Below are 17,572 nucleotides of genomic sequence, written 5' to 3'. Positions count from 1 at the left end.
GAACAAGATCACTTAAGATAGCCAAATCAGGTTTAATTTCTTAAACCCTATCAAAGTTTACATATTTAAAACCAAAGGTTGCGTTTTTGAATGTTTAGATGATCTAGGACAAGTTCTAAAGGGTACCTAAAAATTGGCTCGATTGATGTTTTAGATGAATGTTAATTAAGCATTCGTTCTGAGAATAAGATGACGGTTGATTGGAATTTTTTTCAATTGAAAGCAAGGTTGGATTAGAGAGGCTATATTCGTGAAAGAGGGTCATCGGAAGGGATGTAAATTAGAATTTAGGTATTAAAAAAGCAGCCTAAGTGGCTGCTTTTTTAATACCTAACGCTCTAGCTGTTCAATTACCTATTTGGCAAGCTTATCTTCGACTTGCCCGAGTGCGCGTTGGTACATAAACCATGCACAGGTTCCGGCAAGTACATTCCCTACCATAGCGCCCCAGAACAGACCTTCAATACCAGCAAGCTGCGAACCAACCCATAAGCAAGGTAAGAAGAAAGCAAACAGGCGCAGCGCTGAAATCGTCAAGGCGGTGTAAGACTTACCCAGAGCGTTCGAGACAGAAACCATCAGCATACAGATTCCCAGTGGCCCTAAGCTAATAGGCACGATCAGTAGGTGATAGTTCAAAATCGTCGATACTTCGCTTTCACTAGTCATAAGGTTTGCTAGCCCACCAGAGAACAACCAAGTCACTAACGCTATCACCAACTGGAAACCCAATACGAACATCACTGCAATCTTAACGAGCTTACGTATGTTTTCGAGGTTGTTCTCTCCTAACATGCGGCCAATCATTGGAGGCATCGACATAGTAAGTGCTAACACGGCGACAATCGAGAAGAATTCAAAACGTGAACCCAACGCCCAAGCAGCAACGGCAGCGGTGCCATAGCTAGCAAGCAGCTTAGTGGCAAACATTGATGAAACGGGTGGCAGCAGCTGACTGATCATCGCTGGTCCCATGATGTTACCAATGGAGCGAACACTCTTACCAATGTTGAGATCGTGCCAGTCAAATGTCATCCAATGTTTCTTAGTTACCTTAGGAGCAACGATAAAGATGCCCGCACCGAACGCTAAAATGGTCGCAATGGCTGCTCCATTGATGCCCATGTCGAAAGTAAAGATGAAAATCGGATCCAATATCAAGTTGATGATACTGGTCGCGATCATCATTGAACCGGGCAGCATGGTATTACCGTTGGCACGACAAACACTGTAAAAGAAGTAGAGTAGGGCTCCTGTCCAAGAGCTGGCTAGCCAATAGATCCAATAAGAATCAATGATCGGTAATACCGTCGGTGGCGCATCCAACAATTGTAAAATTGGCCCACGAAGCAGATAGATGATGACAGAGAAAAGCGCGACACTCACGCTGCCCATCGCAATCACTAATCCACCAAGCTGCTTAGCGTAGCGCGTTTCATTCGCGCCAATGGCTCTTGCAATTACCGCGGTTGTTGCGATTCCTAGCCCGACCTGAATACCAATGATGATCATCTGTATTGGAAGCGTAAAACCTTGAACAGCGAGCGGCAGCACGCCCAGTTGGCCAATAAAAGCACTGTCTACAAGCTGGAAGCTCATAAGGGAAAGCACCCCAAACAGCATTGGCCATGTCATTGTATAGAGTTGTCGGCCAAGAGAAGGCGAGGGAGTTGCGGTAGTAGAATTCATAACACTCTTATCGGTCTTGAAGTTAGGCTTGTGTTGGTGACAAACCTCTCAATGAAGAATTGCGTAAAGGATAACGTAAGGTCAGCTCGATACCAATAATTGTTCTTAGATCTATCGATATTACCTTTGCACAGTTTCATCGGTATGTGAGCATTGTGCGATGTAACTTTATGCGTTCGCTTATTGAAATTTAAGGTGTCGTATCTTGTTTCTGAGTTTGATATTGGCGGATTGGGTCTAAAGGTTTTCAAATCGATTATTTCTAAGGTTTCGCTTTATGCCGATAATTTGGTGCTGTGATACCAACCCAACCTTTGAAAGCACGGTTAAAGTTGCTCAAATCACTGTAACCAACTTGCCAACTGATCTCTTGCACTGAAAGATCGGTCTCTTCGAGTAGCTGTTTTGCTTTGGTTTCACGAACCTGTTCTTTGGCTTCTTTAAAAAGAATGCCTTTGCTCTTCAGGTTTCTCTGTAGCGTTCGTTTTGTCATGCCGAGCATGGTCGCAAACCATTCAATATTGAACCAAGGTAAAGTCGAATAAGTGTTTATCAGTGTCTTTACGGCTTGCTCCCAATCTTGGGTACTATTTTGTTCTGAGATAGCGCGATAGTCGTCGGGCAGTGGGATCGCAATCGCCCCATATTGTTGCTTAAACTGAATATCAGAATTAAAAAAGTGTTTAGGTAACTGACGCGCACCGTTGTTGGTAGAGACAAGCTTAGCGTGTGATGGTTGCCACTGGTCGTCTATAAACTTACGGCATAGGGTAATCACTGTAAGGGATCTAAACCATTCGGATTGTTCAAATCCAGAGGTTGATGGATGATAGCAACTGCGATGACATAGCCACCACAAGCCATCTTTTTTCTCGGTCCATATCGTGACGTGGTTGTTCAAACTAGGCATTTCAGCGATCAAACAACGAATGGCTTGCTCTAACGAACTACATTTCTCTATCTCATGGTTTAGCTGTGGCGAAAGTTGTTCCAGAGAGGTTTTTCGCCCAACTTCAATACCAATCGAATAACCAAACTTACGCTCAAGTCGATGAATAAAGAGAATTAAATCTTGGGTAGGAAGCCATTGGTTAGATTGTGTTAGCTCAATTGGTAAACCGCACTCGATAGCGACACTGCGCCAGTCAAGCGATCTCTTATCACAATACGCAATGTACGGGGCAATATTACTGGTAGAGCTCAATAGTATGTTAGTTATGTTCGATGATGCTTTCATTGTTGTTAGTATTACCTATAAATGTCACCAAATGACCTAATTAAGTGTAGCGTAACTCCATATACTTCTTCTAACCCAAAGAGGAGAAGAACATGAAACTTACACCCATTGCCTTAATTATTTCATCACTCACGATTTCATCGCTTGCTGTGTCATCGACTGTATTTGCAGAAAACCCAGTAGAAGCCGCGCTTAAGATTGAAGGCGCGCAGGTTACTCTACCTGTAAAAGATGCTCACCAATCTTTTACTCCTGGTTTCGTTGATTCAGCTCGTGAAAATTTCAATAATTTCCATTGGCAAATGGGTGGTGACCATAGTGTCTATTACAACATGCACATGAGTGAATTTATGCCGACCGCTCTTGCCGCTCCTAATGCTGAATATAAGCCACTGGTTAAAAATATCGATTCACGCCTTGCTAAATTAACCGTAAACACCGAAACCAAAGGTGAGCTGACAATGGAGCAATACCTAGCGGATGAGCAGTTCAGAACTCAAGGCTTCATGTTAATTCACAAGGGTGAGATCGTTTATCAGGCTTATCCCGGCATGAGCCCAACAGACACCCACGTTTGGGCCTCAACAGCGAAAACGACGGTAGGCGCAGTAGTCGCTATGCTGGTTGAAGAAGGTAAAGTCGATCCTGAACAGGACATTGCTCACTACGTTCCCGAACTCAAAGCAACTAATTGGGAAGGCATCACTGTTCATCAGATTCTCAATATGTCGACTGCGCTAGACAATGAAGAGACATTAGAGTCTATCTTGAACCCAGATTCTGATGTAGTGCGCTTCTTTGCGGCATCGTTTAACTCACCAAGAGCAAAAACGGGTGAGATGGAAACTTGGATGGACGTGGCTAAGGGCGCGCAAAAGCTTGCAGGTGAAAAAGCGGGTGACCATTTCCGTTACGCATCTATCAACACCATGGTGCTGACGAAGTTAGTTGAAAACGTTGAAAACAAAACCTGGACTCAAGTGTTCGAAGATCGTGTTTGGTCAAAAGTGCATGCTCGTCAGCCTATGCAGATCAACCTAACACCTGATGGAATGGGTATCGCGGTAGGTTTGGTTTCGACGACCTTAGAAGATATGGCACGTTGGGGAACGTTATTTACACCGAGCTGGAAAGCCGTTGCTGATGAGCCTGTGATCTCACAAGCGGTGATTGACCGCATTCATAATGGTGGCGATCCGAAAACCTTCGAAGGCACCAGCAAAGATAGTAGTTCAGTGCATGCTTTTAACGAAAAGGCCGACTACAACGCTTATCAATTCGATTATATCTTCAATGACGGTGCGATGTCGAAAAGTGGCAACCTTGGCCAGTTTATCTATATCGACCCAGAGCGTGATTTTGTAGGCGTGATGTTTTCAACCAACCCATACCACTCAGGTTTTGGTGAGAATAAAGGTCCAGCACTGATGCGCTCTGCAGCGAAACTACTTGCCGACAAATAATCTACTTATAACCCAACAGGATGTTCCAGGCTTCAAGGAGGAAGCAAACGACTTTCGAGATATATAATGAAAAAGTTTGCTCTATTGATCCCTTTGAGTTTAGGTTTAGCGCTGCCTGCACATGCAGAGTCCGAACGTGTTATCGACCCGGCTGATGTCACCAAAGTTTATACTCAAGCTGCATTGATGTTGAACGGTAGCTCAGATATCCAATTTCAGGGACAAGTTTCTGGCGGTTTAGAAAACGGTCAACAGTTTGCCCTACTTGCTGAAGCGACGTTTGTCGATGAAAGTAACACAGCGCTTCGCGATCCAGACAAGTTTGGCACTGAGTACAGTAACTCTAGAGTCCAGTATTTCCATGTATTTGAGACGGGTACTAAGGCGACACCTAAAGTGGGTCTGTCATTAGATTACATTAATACGCGCAACAGCATTAAAAATGACTTATTGTCGGTTGGCGGTGTTGTTGCGATTAATCCAGTTTATACCGGTGGATTTCTTGTATTTCCAAGAGCAGGGTTGATGACAGGTAGCATGGAGATCCCTGGTGTTACTTCATCTAAAGATGATTTAACGGGATACTCGCTTGGTTTGATTACCGCGAAGCATCTCGGTGACTCAGGCGCCTATGTGTCTTTAGTACCAGAGTGGCAGGATCTTTCTGGCGATGACATCGATATGCAGAACTTCTCTTTCAAAACATCGTTAAATGTACCGATGAACAGTGCAAGAACTTGGTGGTTGAATACGCGTTATGACATTACCAAAGCAGATGTTGATGTGAAAGGTGTGTCAATGTCGAATGATTGGCAAACCGAGGCTTGGATTGGTGTGAGATACTACTTCTAACTCCCTAGTTTGCTAACATGCAAAGAACTTAAAAAAGCCAGTCATCGTGACTGGCTTTTGTCGTTTAGGTCTCGCACGAAGCGTTATTTATTTGCTACGTTACCAAGCTTCAACCACGTGTCGATAACCGTATCTGGGTTTAGTGAAACAGAGCTGATGCCTTGCTCCATTAACCATTCAGCTAGGTCATCATGGTCAGATGGGCCTTGGCCACAAATACCCACGTACTTACCCGCTTTAGCTGCTGCATCGATTGCCATTTTCAGCATCGCTTTCACCGCTGGGTTACGCTCATCGAATAAGTGTGCAACGTCACCTGAATCTCGGTCTAGGCCAAGTGTCAGCTGCGTCATGTCGTTCGAACCGATCGAGAAGCCATCGAAGTACTTCAAGAACTCATCAGCCAATATCGCATTCGATGGTAGCTCACACATCATGATGACTTTCAGACCTTGGTCGCCACGACGCAGGTTAAATTTAGCCAGAATGTCGATAACCGATGCCGCTTCGCTTGGAGTACGAACGAATGGAATCATGATTTCAACGTTCTTCAGTCCCATCTCGTTACGAACGCGTTTCAGCGCTTGAGTTTCAAGCTCGAAACAGTCTTCAAAGACTGGAGAGATGTAACGAGATGCACCACGGAAGCCCAGCATTGGATTCTCTTCATGTGGTTCAAACGTTTTACCGCCAACAAGGTTACTGTACTCGTTCGACTTAAAGTCAGACATACGTACGATTACACGCTTAGGCCAGAACGCAGAAGCGATGGTCGCGATGCCTTCCGTTAGCTTGCTTACGTAGAAATCGATAGGATCTTTATAACCACGAATGCGTTGGTTGATTTCTGCTTTGATCTCATCCGTTTGCTCATCGAAGTTCAGCAGAGCTTTAGGGTGAATACCAATCATCTTGTTGATGATGAATTCAAGACGAGCAAGGCCAACACCTTCGTTCGGGATCTGAGCGAAGTCGAAGGCACGATCTGGGTTGCCTACGTTCATCATGACTTTGGTTGGCAGCATTGGTAGCTCATCAACCTCAGAACGTTTGATTTCAAAGTCGAGTTCGCCATTGTAAACGTAGCCCGTTTCACCTTCTGAACATGACACTGTCACGATGTCGCCATCATTTAGGCTACTTGTCGCTGTACCACAGCCAACAATGGCAGGAATACCGAGCTCACGAGCAATGATCGCTGCGTGACAAGTACGGCCGCCACGATTAGTCACAATCGCGGACGCTTTCTTCATCACAGGTTCCCAGTCTGGGTCTGTCATGTCTGTTACCAGTACGTCGCCTTCTTGAACCAGTGACATTTGGTCTAGAGAATCAACTAAGCGAACAGGGCCTGAACCGATGCGTTGACCGATAGCACGGCCTTCAACTAGTACATCTGCCTTGTTGTTTAGTTCGTAACGCTCGATAACGTTTTGGTCGCTTTGAGAACATACGGTTTCAGGACGAGCTTGAACGATGTAAAGCTTGCCGTCGATGCCATCTTTTGCCCACTCAATGTCCATCGGACGTTGGTAGTGCTTCTCGATGATCATCGCTTGTTTTGCTAGCTCTTTGATCTCTTCATCGTTCAATGAAAACTCGTTACGCTCTTGAGTATCGGTGTCGATGATATCAACTTGCTTGCCGATCTCTTGGTTGGTTGAGTAGATCATCTTGATCAACTTAGAACCAAATGTCTTTTTAACAACTGGGTAGTGACCCGCTTCTAGCATTGGCTTGTGAACGTAGAATTCGTCTGGGTTCACAGCGCCTTGTACAACCATTTCACCTAACCCCCAAGAAGAGGTGATGAATACCACTTGGTCGAAGCCTGACTCAGTATCAAGCGTGAACATCACACCTGAAGAGGCTTTGTCTGAGCGAACCATACGCTGGATACCCGCAGACAATGAAATGCCACGGTGATCAAAGCCTTGGTGTACTCGGTAAGAGATAGCACGGTCGTTAAACAGAGAAGCGAACACGTGTTTCGTTGCTTCGATAACCGCATCGATCCCTTTCACGTTAAGGAAGGTTTCTTGTTGGCCTGCAAATGAAGCATCTGGAAGGTCTTCAGCTGTTGCCGATGAACGAACCGCAACAGACAATTCTTCGTTGCCTTCAATCAGTTCGCGGTAGTTATCACGGATGTCTTGCTCTAGTGATTCTGGGAAGGGCGCGTCTAGAACCCATTGTCGAATCGTTGCACCTGTCTTACGCAGTGCGTCAACGTCCTCAACATCAAGCTCATCAAGGAGTTGGTGAATGCGCTCATCAAGACCTTTGTAGTCAAGAAAGTTGTTAAACGCATAAGATGTGGTAGCAAAACCATTAGGTACTGATACGCCAGCGTTGGCTAGGTTAGAAACCATTTCGCCAAGTGAAGCATTCTTACCGCCGACTTTGTCGACATCTTCCATGGAAAGGCCATTGAACCATAGGGTGTTATTTTGCATTTATTTCTCCAGAAACATAGCAAGCATTGTAGGGATTTAAAGGCAAACGATTACGTATCAGTTTAAAAAAATGTAAATTATTTTCTAAAGCTGTGGGGGACGTAATAGTCAGCAGGGTTTCGTTATATATATTATGGTTCCCATCCTACTCAAAATAATTTTAAACATTAAATAAAAAATGCAAATTGATATCCAAAGTCGTGATGTATTCTATGTTTCTGATGGAACTGCCATAACATGTGAGACTTTAGGGCATGTTGTTCTAGGTCAATTCCCATTCGAAGCTAATGAAAAAACCTTCCCGTTTGTCGAAAGTGAAGACAAACTTTCTGATTTATTAAAAGAGATCGAAATTTCGTATCGTGATACGGGCAACCACCCGTTGGTCTTTTTTTCGATTGTGATTCCAGATATCAAGCAGAAGCTCTTGGAGGCACCAGCGCATTGTTATGACGTGCTAGAGAGTATTGTGCAGAAAGTGCAAGACGATACCCAAATGGCCCCTGTGCCTAAGCTGCAGCGCTCACGTAGTGTTAATAAAGATTCAGTGAAGTACTTCGACCGTATTGCTGCGATTGAATACACGCTGGCTCATGATGATGGCATCACGCTGAAAGGGCTTGAAGAGGCGGATATCATCCTATTGGGTGTGTCTCGAAGCGGTAAGACACCGACAAGTTTGTATATGGCGATGCAGTTTGGCTTGCGCGTAGCGAACTATCCGTTCATTCATGATGACTTGGCGCGCTTGAAGCTGTTACCCGAATTTGAGATCTACCGACACAAGCTGTTTGGTTTAACCATTGATGCGGAAAGGTTGACTGAAATTCGAGAGAACCGTTTAGCCGGCAGTGAGTATGCGAGTGACTCGCAATGCTTGTATGAATTGCAAACGGTAGAGTCGATGTTTCGCCGAGAAGCGATACCTTACATCAACACGTCTTCGCTATCGGTTGAAGAAATTTCAACACGAATCTTGGAGCGAACAGGGTTGAGAAGGCGCTTGTTGTAGAAAAAGATAATTAAGTCATAGAAATCGAAGCTCGTCCGGACAATGGTTCGGGGAGCTTCGATTTTTAGTTTAGGCTAGTTGCTAACGACTAATGGCTTAGCAAATTAGCAAATTAGCGAAGAAGCTTAATGCCTAACGTTTGACTCTGTTTTTCTAACCAACGCTCAAGTGCTGGTGGCCATGTGATGCTTGGTTCAACACAGAAGCCACGAAGCATTGAGAAATAGAGTGCTTGATCAACTAAAGGTAGCGATGATTCACCATTCTCTAGATCCAATAGAAGCTCTGCATCTTTCAGTAATGGGTTAATCAGTTGAACGTATTGTGGGGTCTTTTCTAAGAGCTCTTCAAAGTTAAAACCTTCGGTCTCTTTACTTGTACGCCAAGCTTCTTTGGCTCCAGCAGAGCGATATTCAGCCAAGTCGAGGTTCCACCAACGTGGGCGTCCGATCTGTTGAGTAAGAGGGAAAGCGCGGCTTTGAAAAAGCGCAGCCTGCTCAGACGGCTCACGTTGCTCGTCACTTGATTTCAAATCCATGAAGTAAACAATGATGTCTAGGCTTTCAGCCATAATAGAACCGTCGTTTTTCTGTAGGACTGGCACCATCTTCTTACCGATCAGATCGATAAGGGTTTGGGCATCATCATAATCCACAGAAACAAGTTCGATGTTCAAGCCTAAAGATTGAGCGATGTAGGCAACTCTTGCACAGAAAGGGCAGTGGTCGTAAATGTAAAGCTTCATAGCTTCCCTTAGTTCAGGATAGAATAAATATAAGTTAATGCTAATGTATCAGAAAGTATTACGAACATTAAGCGTCAATAAACGCTAAGTACTGATAAACAGCAAGCATCAACAATACACAATAAGTGCTTGGTATAAATGCTCTTTCATTAATTCTATTGTCTGTTGGATTCGGCTTTACTGCAATGCGTAGACTAATGGGAAGGCTAGTGAGAAATAACGGGCACAAAAAAGGCTCTGGCGGCTCACTCTAATGCAGAAGAGTGAAGTCAGCCAAAGCCTCAATGTTGTTACCTTTAGCAGAGTGACTACTAAAAGAGCATAGTGGTTAAACTATGCTTTTTTAAGGTCTTGTGCTGGGTAAGTAAGCGTCATTGCGCCTTCTACCGTTGTAACGTGAACGTAGCCACCACCAGCACTTAGGCCAGTCACTACCATTTCACCAAGCTCAACACCTTTTGTTGCTACAACGCGATCGTCAACTGAAAACACTTTACACACCTTCAATAAATTAAATAAATACGATAGATATCGAACGCGGATTTAAACAGATGACACTCCAATCAACTAATCCGGTTATTTGTCGTAAAGATTAAATTTAGTTATGCATAAACCAGTATTTCTTAAAAATCAGTTTGTTAACTCATTCAGCGATGTTATTTGTCTGCAGGATAAACGACACCAACTTGCTGGCGCATCTCTGTAATTAACTTAGCAACAGTTAAAGCGCGCTGTTGGGCTTGCGTTTGAGTTGCTTGATCGCCACCAATGCAGTCTGCAAAGGCTTGCGCCTCGTAACACATTGAATTTTCGCTTTGCGCTTGAGTGAGGTTCTCAATACTACCATCACGGTAGCGGATCTTAACGTCAGTACATTCAGCGATGTGATCGATGATGATCGCTCCTAGTTCACCTTGGATCTCGCTTGGCGCATAAGAGTCGCTGACTTTGGAGTGAGCGAGCGTTACGTCAAACTCAGGATACTGGAAGATCGCACAGCCATGAGCATCGACACCTGAATCCAGTAGCTTTGCCGAAGCCTGTGCATTTTCAGGTTTGCCAAATAACGCGACTGTCGCGGCAACACAGTAGAAGCCAATATCGACCAATGAGCCGTTAGAAAAAGCTGGATTGAAGGTGTTTGGGTTCTCGCCGTTTAGGTATTTTTGGTAGCGCGATGAATACTGGCAGTAGTTGATGTGTGCCTTATGTACCTTGCCAATCTTCTCTAACCCTAGTTGAACTTGCTTAAAGTTCGGTAGAAACTGAGATTTGTACGCCTCAAACATCACCACACCGTTCTTCTGAGCAACCTCAAACATTCGGGTTGCTTCATTAATATTCGATGCGACAGGCTTTTCACAGATGACATGTTTGCCGTGCTCCATCATCAAGATGGACTGTTCGCAATGGAGTGAGTTCGGTGAAGCGATGTACACGGCTTCAACTGTTTTGTCATTGGCCAATGCGTCGAGTGAGTCATACGTCGTTTCAACGTTAAACTCTTGGGCGAACTGTGCCGCGCTGTCTAGATTTCGAGAGTAAACCGCAGCAAGTTGCATTGATTGAGATTCGTGAGCAGCTTGAACAAACTTTTGTGTAATCCAATTGGTTCCAATTACAGCAAACTTAATCATATAGGTGTCCAATAGTTAGTGTATTGATTCTGCAGAGATAGTAGCACTCAACGGCTGGCAATGTGCCTGAGATTTACGGAACAATTCCCCTAAACATAGTGCCTAATATTAATAATCAGCCTTCACAGAACGTCTGGGTTGACCAGTACAACGGTGCACAACGAAGTCATTTTTGCTAAGGTATTAGTGAATTCAAATAAGGTAATGATATGCAAATTCGGACTGCCAAGGTCACTGATATAAGCTCGATCTTAGAGCTCTCAGAGCAGATAAATCGTCAACATCATCTTGGTGCTCCGATGGTATTTGCGCCACCTTCATTGGGTTTTACTGACAGTGAAGAGTACTGGTTAGGGTTGATGATCGATCCTGTAGGGGCTTTCTTCGTTGCTGCTGATGAGCAACAAGTGGTTGGCTTCTTAGCCGGGAAGGTGACACAAAACAAAGGGGTGAGCTTTATTCAGCCGCATAAGGTGGCAAGAGTGAATACTATTGTGGTTAACGATCAAGTTCAAAGCCAAGGTGTCGGTCGAGCTTTAATGAAGTCATTCAATCAGTGGGCTCAAGCGAGCGGTGCTATCGAGCTTAGGTTAGAAGTGATGGAGTTCAACCAGCAAGCTCAGGGTTTTTATGAGTCGTTAGGGATGGAAACTCAATCTCGAACCATGTCCATGCGTTTTGAGGAGATTTAAAGGTGCGTTTGATTTGGCCTTTATCGTTATGCTTACTCTTTTCTACTTCGCTCGCTTATGCGGAGAAGCTCGTCGTTGATAAAATTGTGTCTGATGCGACCGCTATCGAAACCATTGTATTTGAGTCAGCACCTTCCCATTCTAGTCGCACACCTACGTCATCGGTCACCTCGAATTCGAAGCATGTCATTGTTATGGACGATGCTCTTGAAGGGGACTCTCAACAAAAGGTCACCCAGCTTTCTCAACGCTCTTCACTAGATCCATCTCAAAGCTCTTCATTAGGTCAACCTCAAAGTTCCTCTCAAGAGTTTTACACTCTACCTGACGCGTCTTCTGGCATAGACCCGTTATTGCAAGTGGTCACCTTAGTTAAAGTCGACAAATCTAAACGTAGAATGTATCTGCTCAAAGGGGAGGAAGTGGTTCAGGAATTTCGTATTGCGCTAGGTAAGCAACCGAGAGGGCATAAGCGCTTTGAAGGGGACAACCGAACGCCAGAAGGGCAATACCAGCTCGACTATGTTATGGAAGAATCAGACTTCTACCGCTCGGTGCATATCAACTACCCGCGATCATCAGATGTGCAGTGGGCACAACAAAATGATGTTGATCCTGGGGGCAATATCAAGATCCACGGAATCAAGAATGGTGAGCGTCGTTCACCTAGTTTTATACAAAGCTTCGATTGGACGGATGGTTGTATTGCATTAACCAATCAAGATATGGATGAGTTCATCCAACTCGTAAAAATGGGTACCCCTATCCATATTGAATGGTAGTTATCGGTACCCAATTTTCCTGAACAATTCTCGAAAAAAAACTCTCGAAAACAATTGCCGAAATCAGCGCTAGAGCCAGTTACAGTATGACTCGACCTGCACTGAAGATAGCAATCACAATGAGCAGTGCAATCGTGACTGGCTTGAACTTCGCCCCACCAAACCTCTCAAACAATTTTGAACCGACATAGCCGCCAAACATGCTGCTTGGTAAGAGTGCTAGAGTAAGCCAGACCACATCACGATCGACTAACCCTGCGATAGAGGCCGTAACAAAGGCGCTAGAATCAGCTAGTACAAAGAACGCGATAAGGCCAGCTCTGGCAATGTGAGGCTCGACTGGGCTTGCAAGTGCATGCGTTCCAACCGGAGGCCCAGACATTGAAGCCGCGCCGTTCATTACTCCAGCAAGGCTGCCGAGAATATAGGGCGCAAACCTAGGTTCGCTTTGATACTGAAAGCCTTTGTAGATCATAAGTGCAGACGCAAAGATAAAAGCGCTGATGATCAAGATGATCGTGTCTTGGCTAACCGATTTGAGCAAGAGTAAGCCGACCGGAGTGAAGGCTAAGCAAGGGATAAACACCTTTGAAACCCAGCGCCAGTTAACCTGCTTTCGAACCTTTGGCAGCAATTGAATATTACCGAGAAGGTCGATCAACATGAAAACAGGGACCAGTTCGATAACAGGCACGAACAACGCGCTTAATGGCAATGCCACTAAGGTGAAACCGAAACCTGAAAAGCCACGAACAATAGCGGCGAAAATGAAGATTGCACCCAAAATTGGGAAGGTTGGACTAAAAATGAGATCCATAAATTAAGTAACCAATGAAGCTGTCTGTATAGAGCGAGCTAATGAAACCAAGTGAGTAGCGGAATGTACTCCTACTCACTTGTGTTTGCTACCTAATTTTTAGGTTTATTGGGGTTAATTTTAATGTCTCTTGAGGCGTGCTTTTGCGGTATTTACGAGGTCAATTTATAAAGTTGAATTGATTCGGAAAATCAGTAAATACAGCGTCTACTTTTGATAAAAGTCCGAAGTGAGACGGATCATTGACGGTGTAGCACCATGCTTGAATGTTTGCTTGGTTGAGCGTATCGAGATCGCTCTGGTTTACATGTTCATAGTTCATGTGGCAGCTGAACGCTTTGACCTTATCGATAAGCATAAGATCATCTTGAGTCAGTTGCTCTGTGATTACTCCCACTCGATATCTCGGTAAATGACGAGCCATTTCAGCAACCACCTTATGGCTGAAGCTCGAAAGTAAGACCTTATCGGTGTCTAGATTTGAGCGAATCAACTCGTCGTGCAGCAAATCAACCACATAAGGGGCTTGATGTCGGCTGTCGACTTTAATTTCGAGGTTGACGCTAAGATCATGCTGCTCAACAAGTGCAAGTAACTCTTCCAACGTCAGTATTTTTTCTCCAGCGAACTGCTCAGACTTCCAACGGCCAAAATCGAGCTGACGCAGTTCAGCAAGGGTGTGTTCATCAACTCGACCCTTGCCATCGCTGCAGCGCTCAAGCGTGTGATCGTGACAAACGACCAGTTGGTCATCCTGAGTGGGCTGAATATCAACTTCAATCCATTTCAAGCCGAGTTTAGCCGCTTGTTCAATGCTTGCTTTGGTATTTTCTGGGTGAGTACCTGCGACACCCCGATGACCTACGATGATAGACGACATAATTAATCCTTCTTAAAGACGCACCGTAAAAACGCATTAAATATAAGTGTACTCGATTAAGCTAGAGCCGTCGTTAAGCTTGTCGCATCTTCGTGTGACTCCTGTGATGTGAAGTTATTTGGGTGAATGCGTTTGCCAAGATTGTCAAAAATATGCAGGTTGGATTTATCGATGCTTAGCCCGAGAGGGACAGCTTGGCACAGCGTCGTTTCGGGTGTCACTGCAATAAAGAGTTGTTCGTTCACAAGGCCATGAACCAATTGATTTGGCCCTAAAGGCTCAACCACGCTGATGCGTAATTCAAGCGGCAACGTGTTCATGACTAAATCGGCACAAACCTCAGAGTGTTCTGGGCGAATACCAAGTGTGATGGCTGTATTTTTTACGTGGGCGTATTCGGGCAAGTACATTTGCTGGTCGCCAATCTCAAGGTAGCCGTCGTCGAGTGTTGCTGGTAAGAAATTCATCGCTGGGCTGCCAATGAAGCTTGCCACAAAGGTACTGGCTGGCTGGTGGTAGACCTCTCTTGGTGTTCCTACTTGCTCTATTTGACCGTTGTTGAGTACCACGATTCTGTCAGCCAGTGTCATGGCTTCAACTTGATCATGAGTGACGTAAACACTGGTCACACCAAGCTCGCGTTGTAGCTTTTTGATTTCTAATCTCATGTGAGCACGCAGTGAGGCATCTAGGTTAGACAAAGGTTCGTCAAACAGGAACAGTTGCGGATCGCGAACGATTGCTCGCCCCATAGCAACACGTTGACGTTGACCACCAGAAAGCTTGGCTGGCTTGCGGTCTAGGTATTCTTCGATTTTCAGCGTTTTGGCAACTCTCTCAATTTTCTCTTCAATAAGGTGCTGACTGACTCCTCGATTCTTTAAGCCATAAGCTAGGTTTTTGTACACCGTCATGTGAGGGTAGAGCGCATAATTTTGAAAGACCATCGCGATATCACGCAGGGCAGGTTTCTCTGTATCAACCCGACGGCCACCTAAGTGAATCTCGCCACCAGAGATGCTTTCCAAACCCGCAATGGATCGCAAAATAGAAGACTTGCCACAACCAGAAGGACCCACCAAAACAAGGAACTCACCTTCATCGATATCAAGCGAGACTCCTTTGACGGCTTGATGGCCGTTTTCATACGTCTTGACCAAGTTTTTGATACCCAACATGGTGGCAGCTTTACGCGTACGATCGTGAGTGGCTTGGTTGTGCGCTAGCGTCTGCTTTAAGTTTGGCATCGAGGTGTCCTCTGTATTTTTGTGGATAGTTTGGTGAGAAGGCAGCTGAGACGTCTTGTACTCATCAAGTGATTGAATGCGGTTATTGTTCATTTGAGTTGTGTCGTTATTATTTTTCACTTTCTACTAGCCCTTTTACAAACCAACGCTGAAATACAACCACCACTAAAACGGGTGGCAACATGGCTAAAATCACCATGGCGAAAGCATAGTCATAGCGCGGTAAACTGGTTTCATTGATGTTGTTGAGTACTTGTTTTATGCCCATCACGATGGTGTTGTAGCCTTCATCGGTAGTCATCATGATCGGCCATAAGTATTGGTTCCAACCCACAACAAACATGATGATGAAGATCGCGGCGATCATGGTTTTAGATAGAGGCAGCAAGATATCGACAAAGAATCGAAATGGACCTGCGTTATCTAACTGGGCGGCTTCTAACAATTCATCGGGGATGGTTTTGAAGAACTGTCTAAAAAAGAAGGTCGCGGTGGCTGATGCGATCAAAGGTAGAATCAACCCTGTGTAGCTATTAAGAAGCCCAAGCCCTGCGACAACTTCATAGGAAGGGATAATACGAACTTCTAATGGCAGTAGCAGCGTTACGAAGATCAACCAAAACCACGCCGTGGCGTAAGGCAGTCGAAAGTAGACCAAAGCATACGCCGCCATCATCGAAATGATGATCTTACCGATCGCAAAACCTAGCCCCATGATCATTGAGTTGGCGATCATTTTACTGGCGGTGACTTCGCCACTGAAGCCCATACTTTTGTTCCAAGCTTCGCTATAAATAGCCGTAAAGTTATCGCCCGGTAGCCATTGCAGACCTTCGCTGACAATGGTGTTTGGATTGTGGGTTGAACTGGCAAAGATTAGCCAGATAGGGACTAACATAAACAGCATCCCAGCAATTAAAATTAGGTGGTCAGAGACCTTATTACTTTTCATAAATAACTCCTGTCGCGTTAAAACCTAGCTGTCGTCGGCTAGTAATGAACACGCTTTTCTACAACGCGAAACTGGATAAATGTAAGAGTGAGGACCAGTAGTAACAACACAACAGACTGTGCAGAGCTGCCGCCTAAATCTGCGCCAACAAAGCCATCTCGATACACCTTGTAGACTAACGACGTTGTGCCTCCCCCCGGACCGCCATTGGTCATGGTGTCTATCACGCCAAAGGTTTCAAAGAAGGAGTAGGTGAGGTTGATGACCAACAGAAAGAAGCCAGTAGGGGCCAGTAGTGGGAAAGTGATGGTCCAGAAACGTTTCGAGTCACTGATACAATCCAACATCGCTGCTTCTTTTACGGCGTAAGAGATCGATTGAAGCCCCGCCAGAAAGTAGATGAAATTCACCGAAACTTGTTTCCACACGGACACCAAAATCAGAGCAAGCGTGGCATCAACAGGATCGGTCTGAAAGCTAAAGTCCCAACCTATAACCGCAAATATTTCGGTAAACACGCCAATGTGTGGGTTAAACAAGAAAGCACCGATAACGCCTGCTATCGCGGGCGCAACCGCATAAACCCAAGTGAGGGTGACTTTGTATACGCCTTGTCCGTGAATGATGTTATCGGCTTTCACGGCAAGCAGCAGAGCCAAGGCAAGTGATAAGAAAGAGACCACAATCGCGAACATCAAAGTAAATCCAATCGAGTTCAGGTACTCGCTCGATTCGAATAGCATTTGGTAATTCTCAAACCAGACGAATATAGATGAGGTGCCCCAAGGGTCTTCCAGCATAAATGAAAGGTAAACCGCCTTTGCTGCTGGGTAGATAAAGAAAACGGCAATGATGAGGATCTGAGGCGCCAAAAATAGGTAAGGCAGCGGAGAGTGAAAGAATTGCTGACGTCGTTCCACAGGGTAATCCCTAAAAATAGTTACAGTGGCCACTATTTGCGACCGTTACCACTAGCGCGATATCAAGGCATGCATCCAGTTGAATTATCGTTGTTGGAGTAAGAAATGGCGCTAATGAAGAACCTCCTCACGCCTTGCCATTACGTTTTTAATCGCAGTGACAAGTGGTGAGGAGCAATTAACGGCTTTTG

General features: G+C 45.0%; 16 protein-coding genes. 5 read left to right on the top strand and 11 right to left on the bottom strand.

Annotated elements, in window-relative coordinates; translation table 11 throughout:
- Positions 1–354: 354 nt before the first annotated feature.
- Together AC3CIA_RS17215 and AC3CIA_RS17210 are read right to left on the bottom strand one after the other, a co-directional pair.
- Positions 355–1,689, bottom strand: a complete 1,335-nt coding sequence (locus AC3CIA_RS17215) for an MATE family efflux transporter (RefSeq protein WP_488519344.1) — start codon at positions 1,687–1,689, stop codon at positions 355–357.
- Positions 1,690–1,951: 262 nt separating this feature from the next.
- Positions 1,952–2,926: a helix-turn-helix domain-containing protein gene (locus AC3CIA_RS17210; RefSeq protein WP_488519343.1), complete on the bottom strand. Its 975-nt coding sequence runs from the start codon at positions 2,924–2,926 to the stop codon at positions 1,952–1,954.
- 92 nt (positions 2,927–3,018) lie between these two features.
- Here AC3CIA_RS17210 and AC3CIA_RS17205 point away from each other — a divergent pair, with 92 nt between their 5' ends.
- Positions 3,019–4,389 carry a serine hydrolase domain-containing protein gene (locus tag AC3CIA_RS17205; protein ID WP_488519342.1) on the top strand — a complete coding sequence of 457 codons (1,371 nt, stop codon included), beginning with the start codon at positions 3,019–3,021 and terminating at the stop codon, positions 4,387–4,389.
- A gap of 66 nt (positions 4,390–4,455) precedes the next feature.
- Positions 4,456–5,241 (top strand): hypothetical protein, encoded by a 786-nt coding sequence (locus tag AC3CIA_RS17200; RefSeq protein WP_488519341.1) that lies wholly within the window; start codon positions 4,456–4,458, stop codon positions 5,239–5,241.
- A gap of 83 nt (positions 5,242–5,324) precedes the next feature.
- On the opposite strand, the gene ppsA is transcribed toward AC3CIA_RS17200, so the two are convergent.
- Positions 5,325–7,697, bottom strand: coding sequence for a phosphoenolpyruvate synthase (ppsA, locus tag AC3CIA_RS17195; RefSeq protein ID WP_017086817.1), 2,373 nt, complete (start codon positions 7,695–7,697; stop codon positions 5,325–5,327).
- Positions 7,698–7,875: 178 nt separating this feature from the next.
- On the opposite strand from ppsA, the gene ppsR reads away from it, so the two are divergent.
- Positions 7,876–8,709, top strand: a complete 834-nt coding sequence (gene ppsR / locus AC3CIA_RS17190; RefSeq protein ID WP_017069200.1) for a posphoenolpyruvate synthetase regulatory kinase/phosphorylase PpsR — start codon at positions 7,876–7,878, stop codon at positions 8,707–8,709.
- 112 nt (positions 8,710–8,821) lie between these two features.
- Here ppsR and grxB read toward each other — a convergent pair whose 3' ends face one another.
- From grxB to AC3CIA_RS17175, 3 genes are all read right to left on the bottom strand, one after another.
- Positions 8,822–9,454 carry a glutaredoxin 2 gene (grxB, locus tag AC3CIA_RS17185; RefSeq protein WP_054548426.1) on the bottom strand — a complete coding sequence of 211 codons (633 nt, stop codon included), beginning with the start codon at positions 9,452–9,454 and terminating at the stop codon, positions 8,822–8,824.
- Between the two features lie 333 nt (positions 9,455–9,787).
- Positions 9,788–9,946, bottom strand: a complete 159-nt coding sequence (locus AC3CIA_RS17180) for a hypothetical protein (protein WP_004733064.1) — start codon at positions 9,944–9,946, stop codon at positions 9,788–9,790.
- A 164-nt stretch (positions 9,947–10,110) separates the two neighbouring features.
- Positions 10,111–11,091, bottom strand: coding sequence for a Gfo/Idh/MocA family protein (locus AC3CIA_RS17175; RefSeq protein ID WP_171328273.1), 981 nt, complete (start codon positions 11,089–11,091; stop codon positions 10,111–10,113).
- Positions 11,092–11,300: 209 nt separating this feature from the next.
- On the opposite strand from AC3CIA_RS17175, the gene AC3CIA_RS17170 reads away from it, so the two are divergent.
- Both AC3CIA_RS17170 and AC3CIA_RS17165 read left to right on the top strand, forming a co-directional pair.
- On the top strand, positions 11,301–11,783 hold the full coding sequence (locus AC3CIA_RS17170) for a GNAT family N-acetyltransferase (RefSeq protein WP_054548424.1): 483 nt from the start codon (positions 11,301–11,303) through the stop codon (positions 11,781–11,783).
- A 2-nt stretch (positions 11,784–11,785) separates the two neighbouring features.
- The gene (locus tag AC3CIA_RS17165) at positions 11,786–12,565 is read left to right on the top strand and encodes a L,D-transpeptidase family protein (RefSeq protein WP_488519340.1); all 780 of its coding nucleotides are present in this window, start codon (positions 11,786–11,788) and stop codon (positions 12,563–12,565) included.
- A 79-nt stretch (positions 12,566–12,644) separates the two neighbouring features.
- Here the strand turns inward: AC3CIA_RS17165 and AC3CIA_RS17160 are convergent, their stop codons facing one another.
- The 5 genes from AC3CIA_RS17160 to AC3CIA_RS17140 all read right to left on the bottom strand — a co-directional run bounded on the left by AC3CIA_RS17160 (position 12,645) and on the right by AC3CIA_RS17140 (position 17,381).
- Positions 12,645–13,382, bottom strand: coding sequence for a sulfite exporter TauE/SafE family protein (locus tag AC3CIA_RS17160; RefSeq protein ID WP_237288673.1), 738 nt, complete (start codon positions 13,380–13,382; stop codon positions 12,645–12,647).
- A gap of 160 nt (positions 13,383–13,542) precedes the next feature.
- Positions 13,543–14,262, bottom strand: a complete 720-nt coding sequence (locus AC3CIA_RS17155; protein ID WP_237288674.1) for a glycerophosphodiester phosphodiesterase family protein — start codon at positions 14,260–14,262, stop codon at positions 13,543–13,545.
- A 56-nt stretch (positions 14,263–14,318) separates the two neighbouring features.
- Positions 14,319–15,629 carry a sn-glycerol-3-phosphate import ATP-binding protein UgpC gene (locus tag AC3CIA_RS17150; protein WP_488519339.1) on the bottom strand — a complete coding sequence of 437 codons (1,311 nt, stop codon included), beginning with the start codon at positions 15,627–15,629 and terminating at the stop codon, positions 14,319–14,321.
- Entirely contained in the window at positions 15,619–16,461 is an 843-nt protein-coding gene (ugpE, locus tag AC3CIA_RS17145; protein WP_012601047.1) for a sn-glycerol-3-phosphate ABC transporter permease UgpE, read from the bottom strand. The genes AC3CIA_RS17150 and ugpE overlap by 11 nt, the downstream gene beginning before the upstream one ends.
- A gap of 38 nt (positions 16,462–16,499) precedes the next feature.
- Entirely contained in the window at positions 16,500–17,381 is an 882-nt protein-coding gene (locus AC3CIA_RS17140) for an ABC transporter permease subunit (protein WP_488519338.1), read from the bottom strand.
- Positions 17,382–17,572 lie beyond the last annotated feature (191 nt).

It is taken from the genome of Vibrio sp. QJM3NY_27 (assembly GCF_057785955.1).
Note: the sequence above shows the minus strand (reverse complement) of the source record. Positions and strands in the feature narration are given on the sequence as shown.

Coding starts and splice junctions, on each gene's coding strand:
- ppsA (WP_017086817.1), bottom strand. CDS start 7,697: ATGCAAAATAACACCCTATGGTTCAATGGCCTTTCCATGGAAGATGTC.
- AC3CIA_RS17210 (WP_488519343.1), bottom strand. CDS start 2,926: ATGAAAGCATCATCGAACATAACTAACATACTATTGAGCTCTACCAGT.
- AC3CIA_RS17170 (WP_054548424.1), top strand. CDS start 11,301: ATGCAAATTCGGACTGCCAAGGTCACTGATATAAGCTCGATCTTAGAG.
- AC3CIA_RS17175 (WP_171328273.1), bottom strand. CDS start 11,091: ATGATTAAGTTTGCTGTAATTGGAACCAATTGGATTACACAAAAGTTT.
- ppsR (WP_017069200.1), top strand. CDS start 7,876: ATGCAAATTGATATCCAAAGTCGTGATGTATTCTATGTTTCTGATGGA.
- ugpE (WP_012601047.1), bottom strand. CDS start 16,461: ATGAAAAGTAATAAGGTCTCTGACCACCTAATTTTAATTGCTGGGATG.
- AC3CIA_RS17200 (WP_488519341.1), top strand. CDS start 4,456: ATGAAAAAGTTTGCTCTATTGATCCCTTTGAGTTTAGGTTTAGCGCTG.
- grxB (WP_054548426.1), bottom strand. CDS start 9,454: ATGAAGCTTTACATTTACGACCACTGCCCTTTCTGTGCAAGAGTTGCC.
- AC3CIA_RS17205 (WP_488519342.1), top strand. CDS start 3,019: ATGAAACTTACACCCATTGCCTTAATTATTTCATCACTCACGATTTCA.
- AC3CIA_RS17155 (WP_237288674.1), bottom strand. CDS start 14,262: ATGTCGTCTATCATCGTAGGTCATCGGGGTGTCGCAGGTACTCACCCA.
- AC3CIA_RS17215 (WP_488519344.1), bottom strand. CDS start 1,689: ATGAATTCTACTACCGCAACTCCCTCGCCTTCTCTTGGCCGACAACTC.
- AC3CIA_RS17160 (WP_237288673.1), bottom strand. CDS start 13,382: ATGGATCTCATTTTTAGTCCAACCTTCCCAATTTTGGGTGCAATCTTC.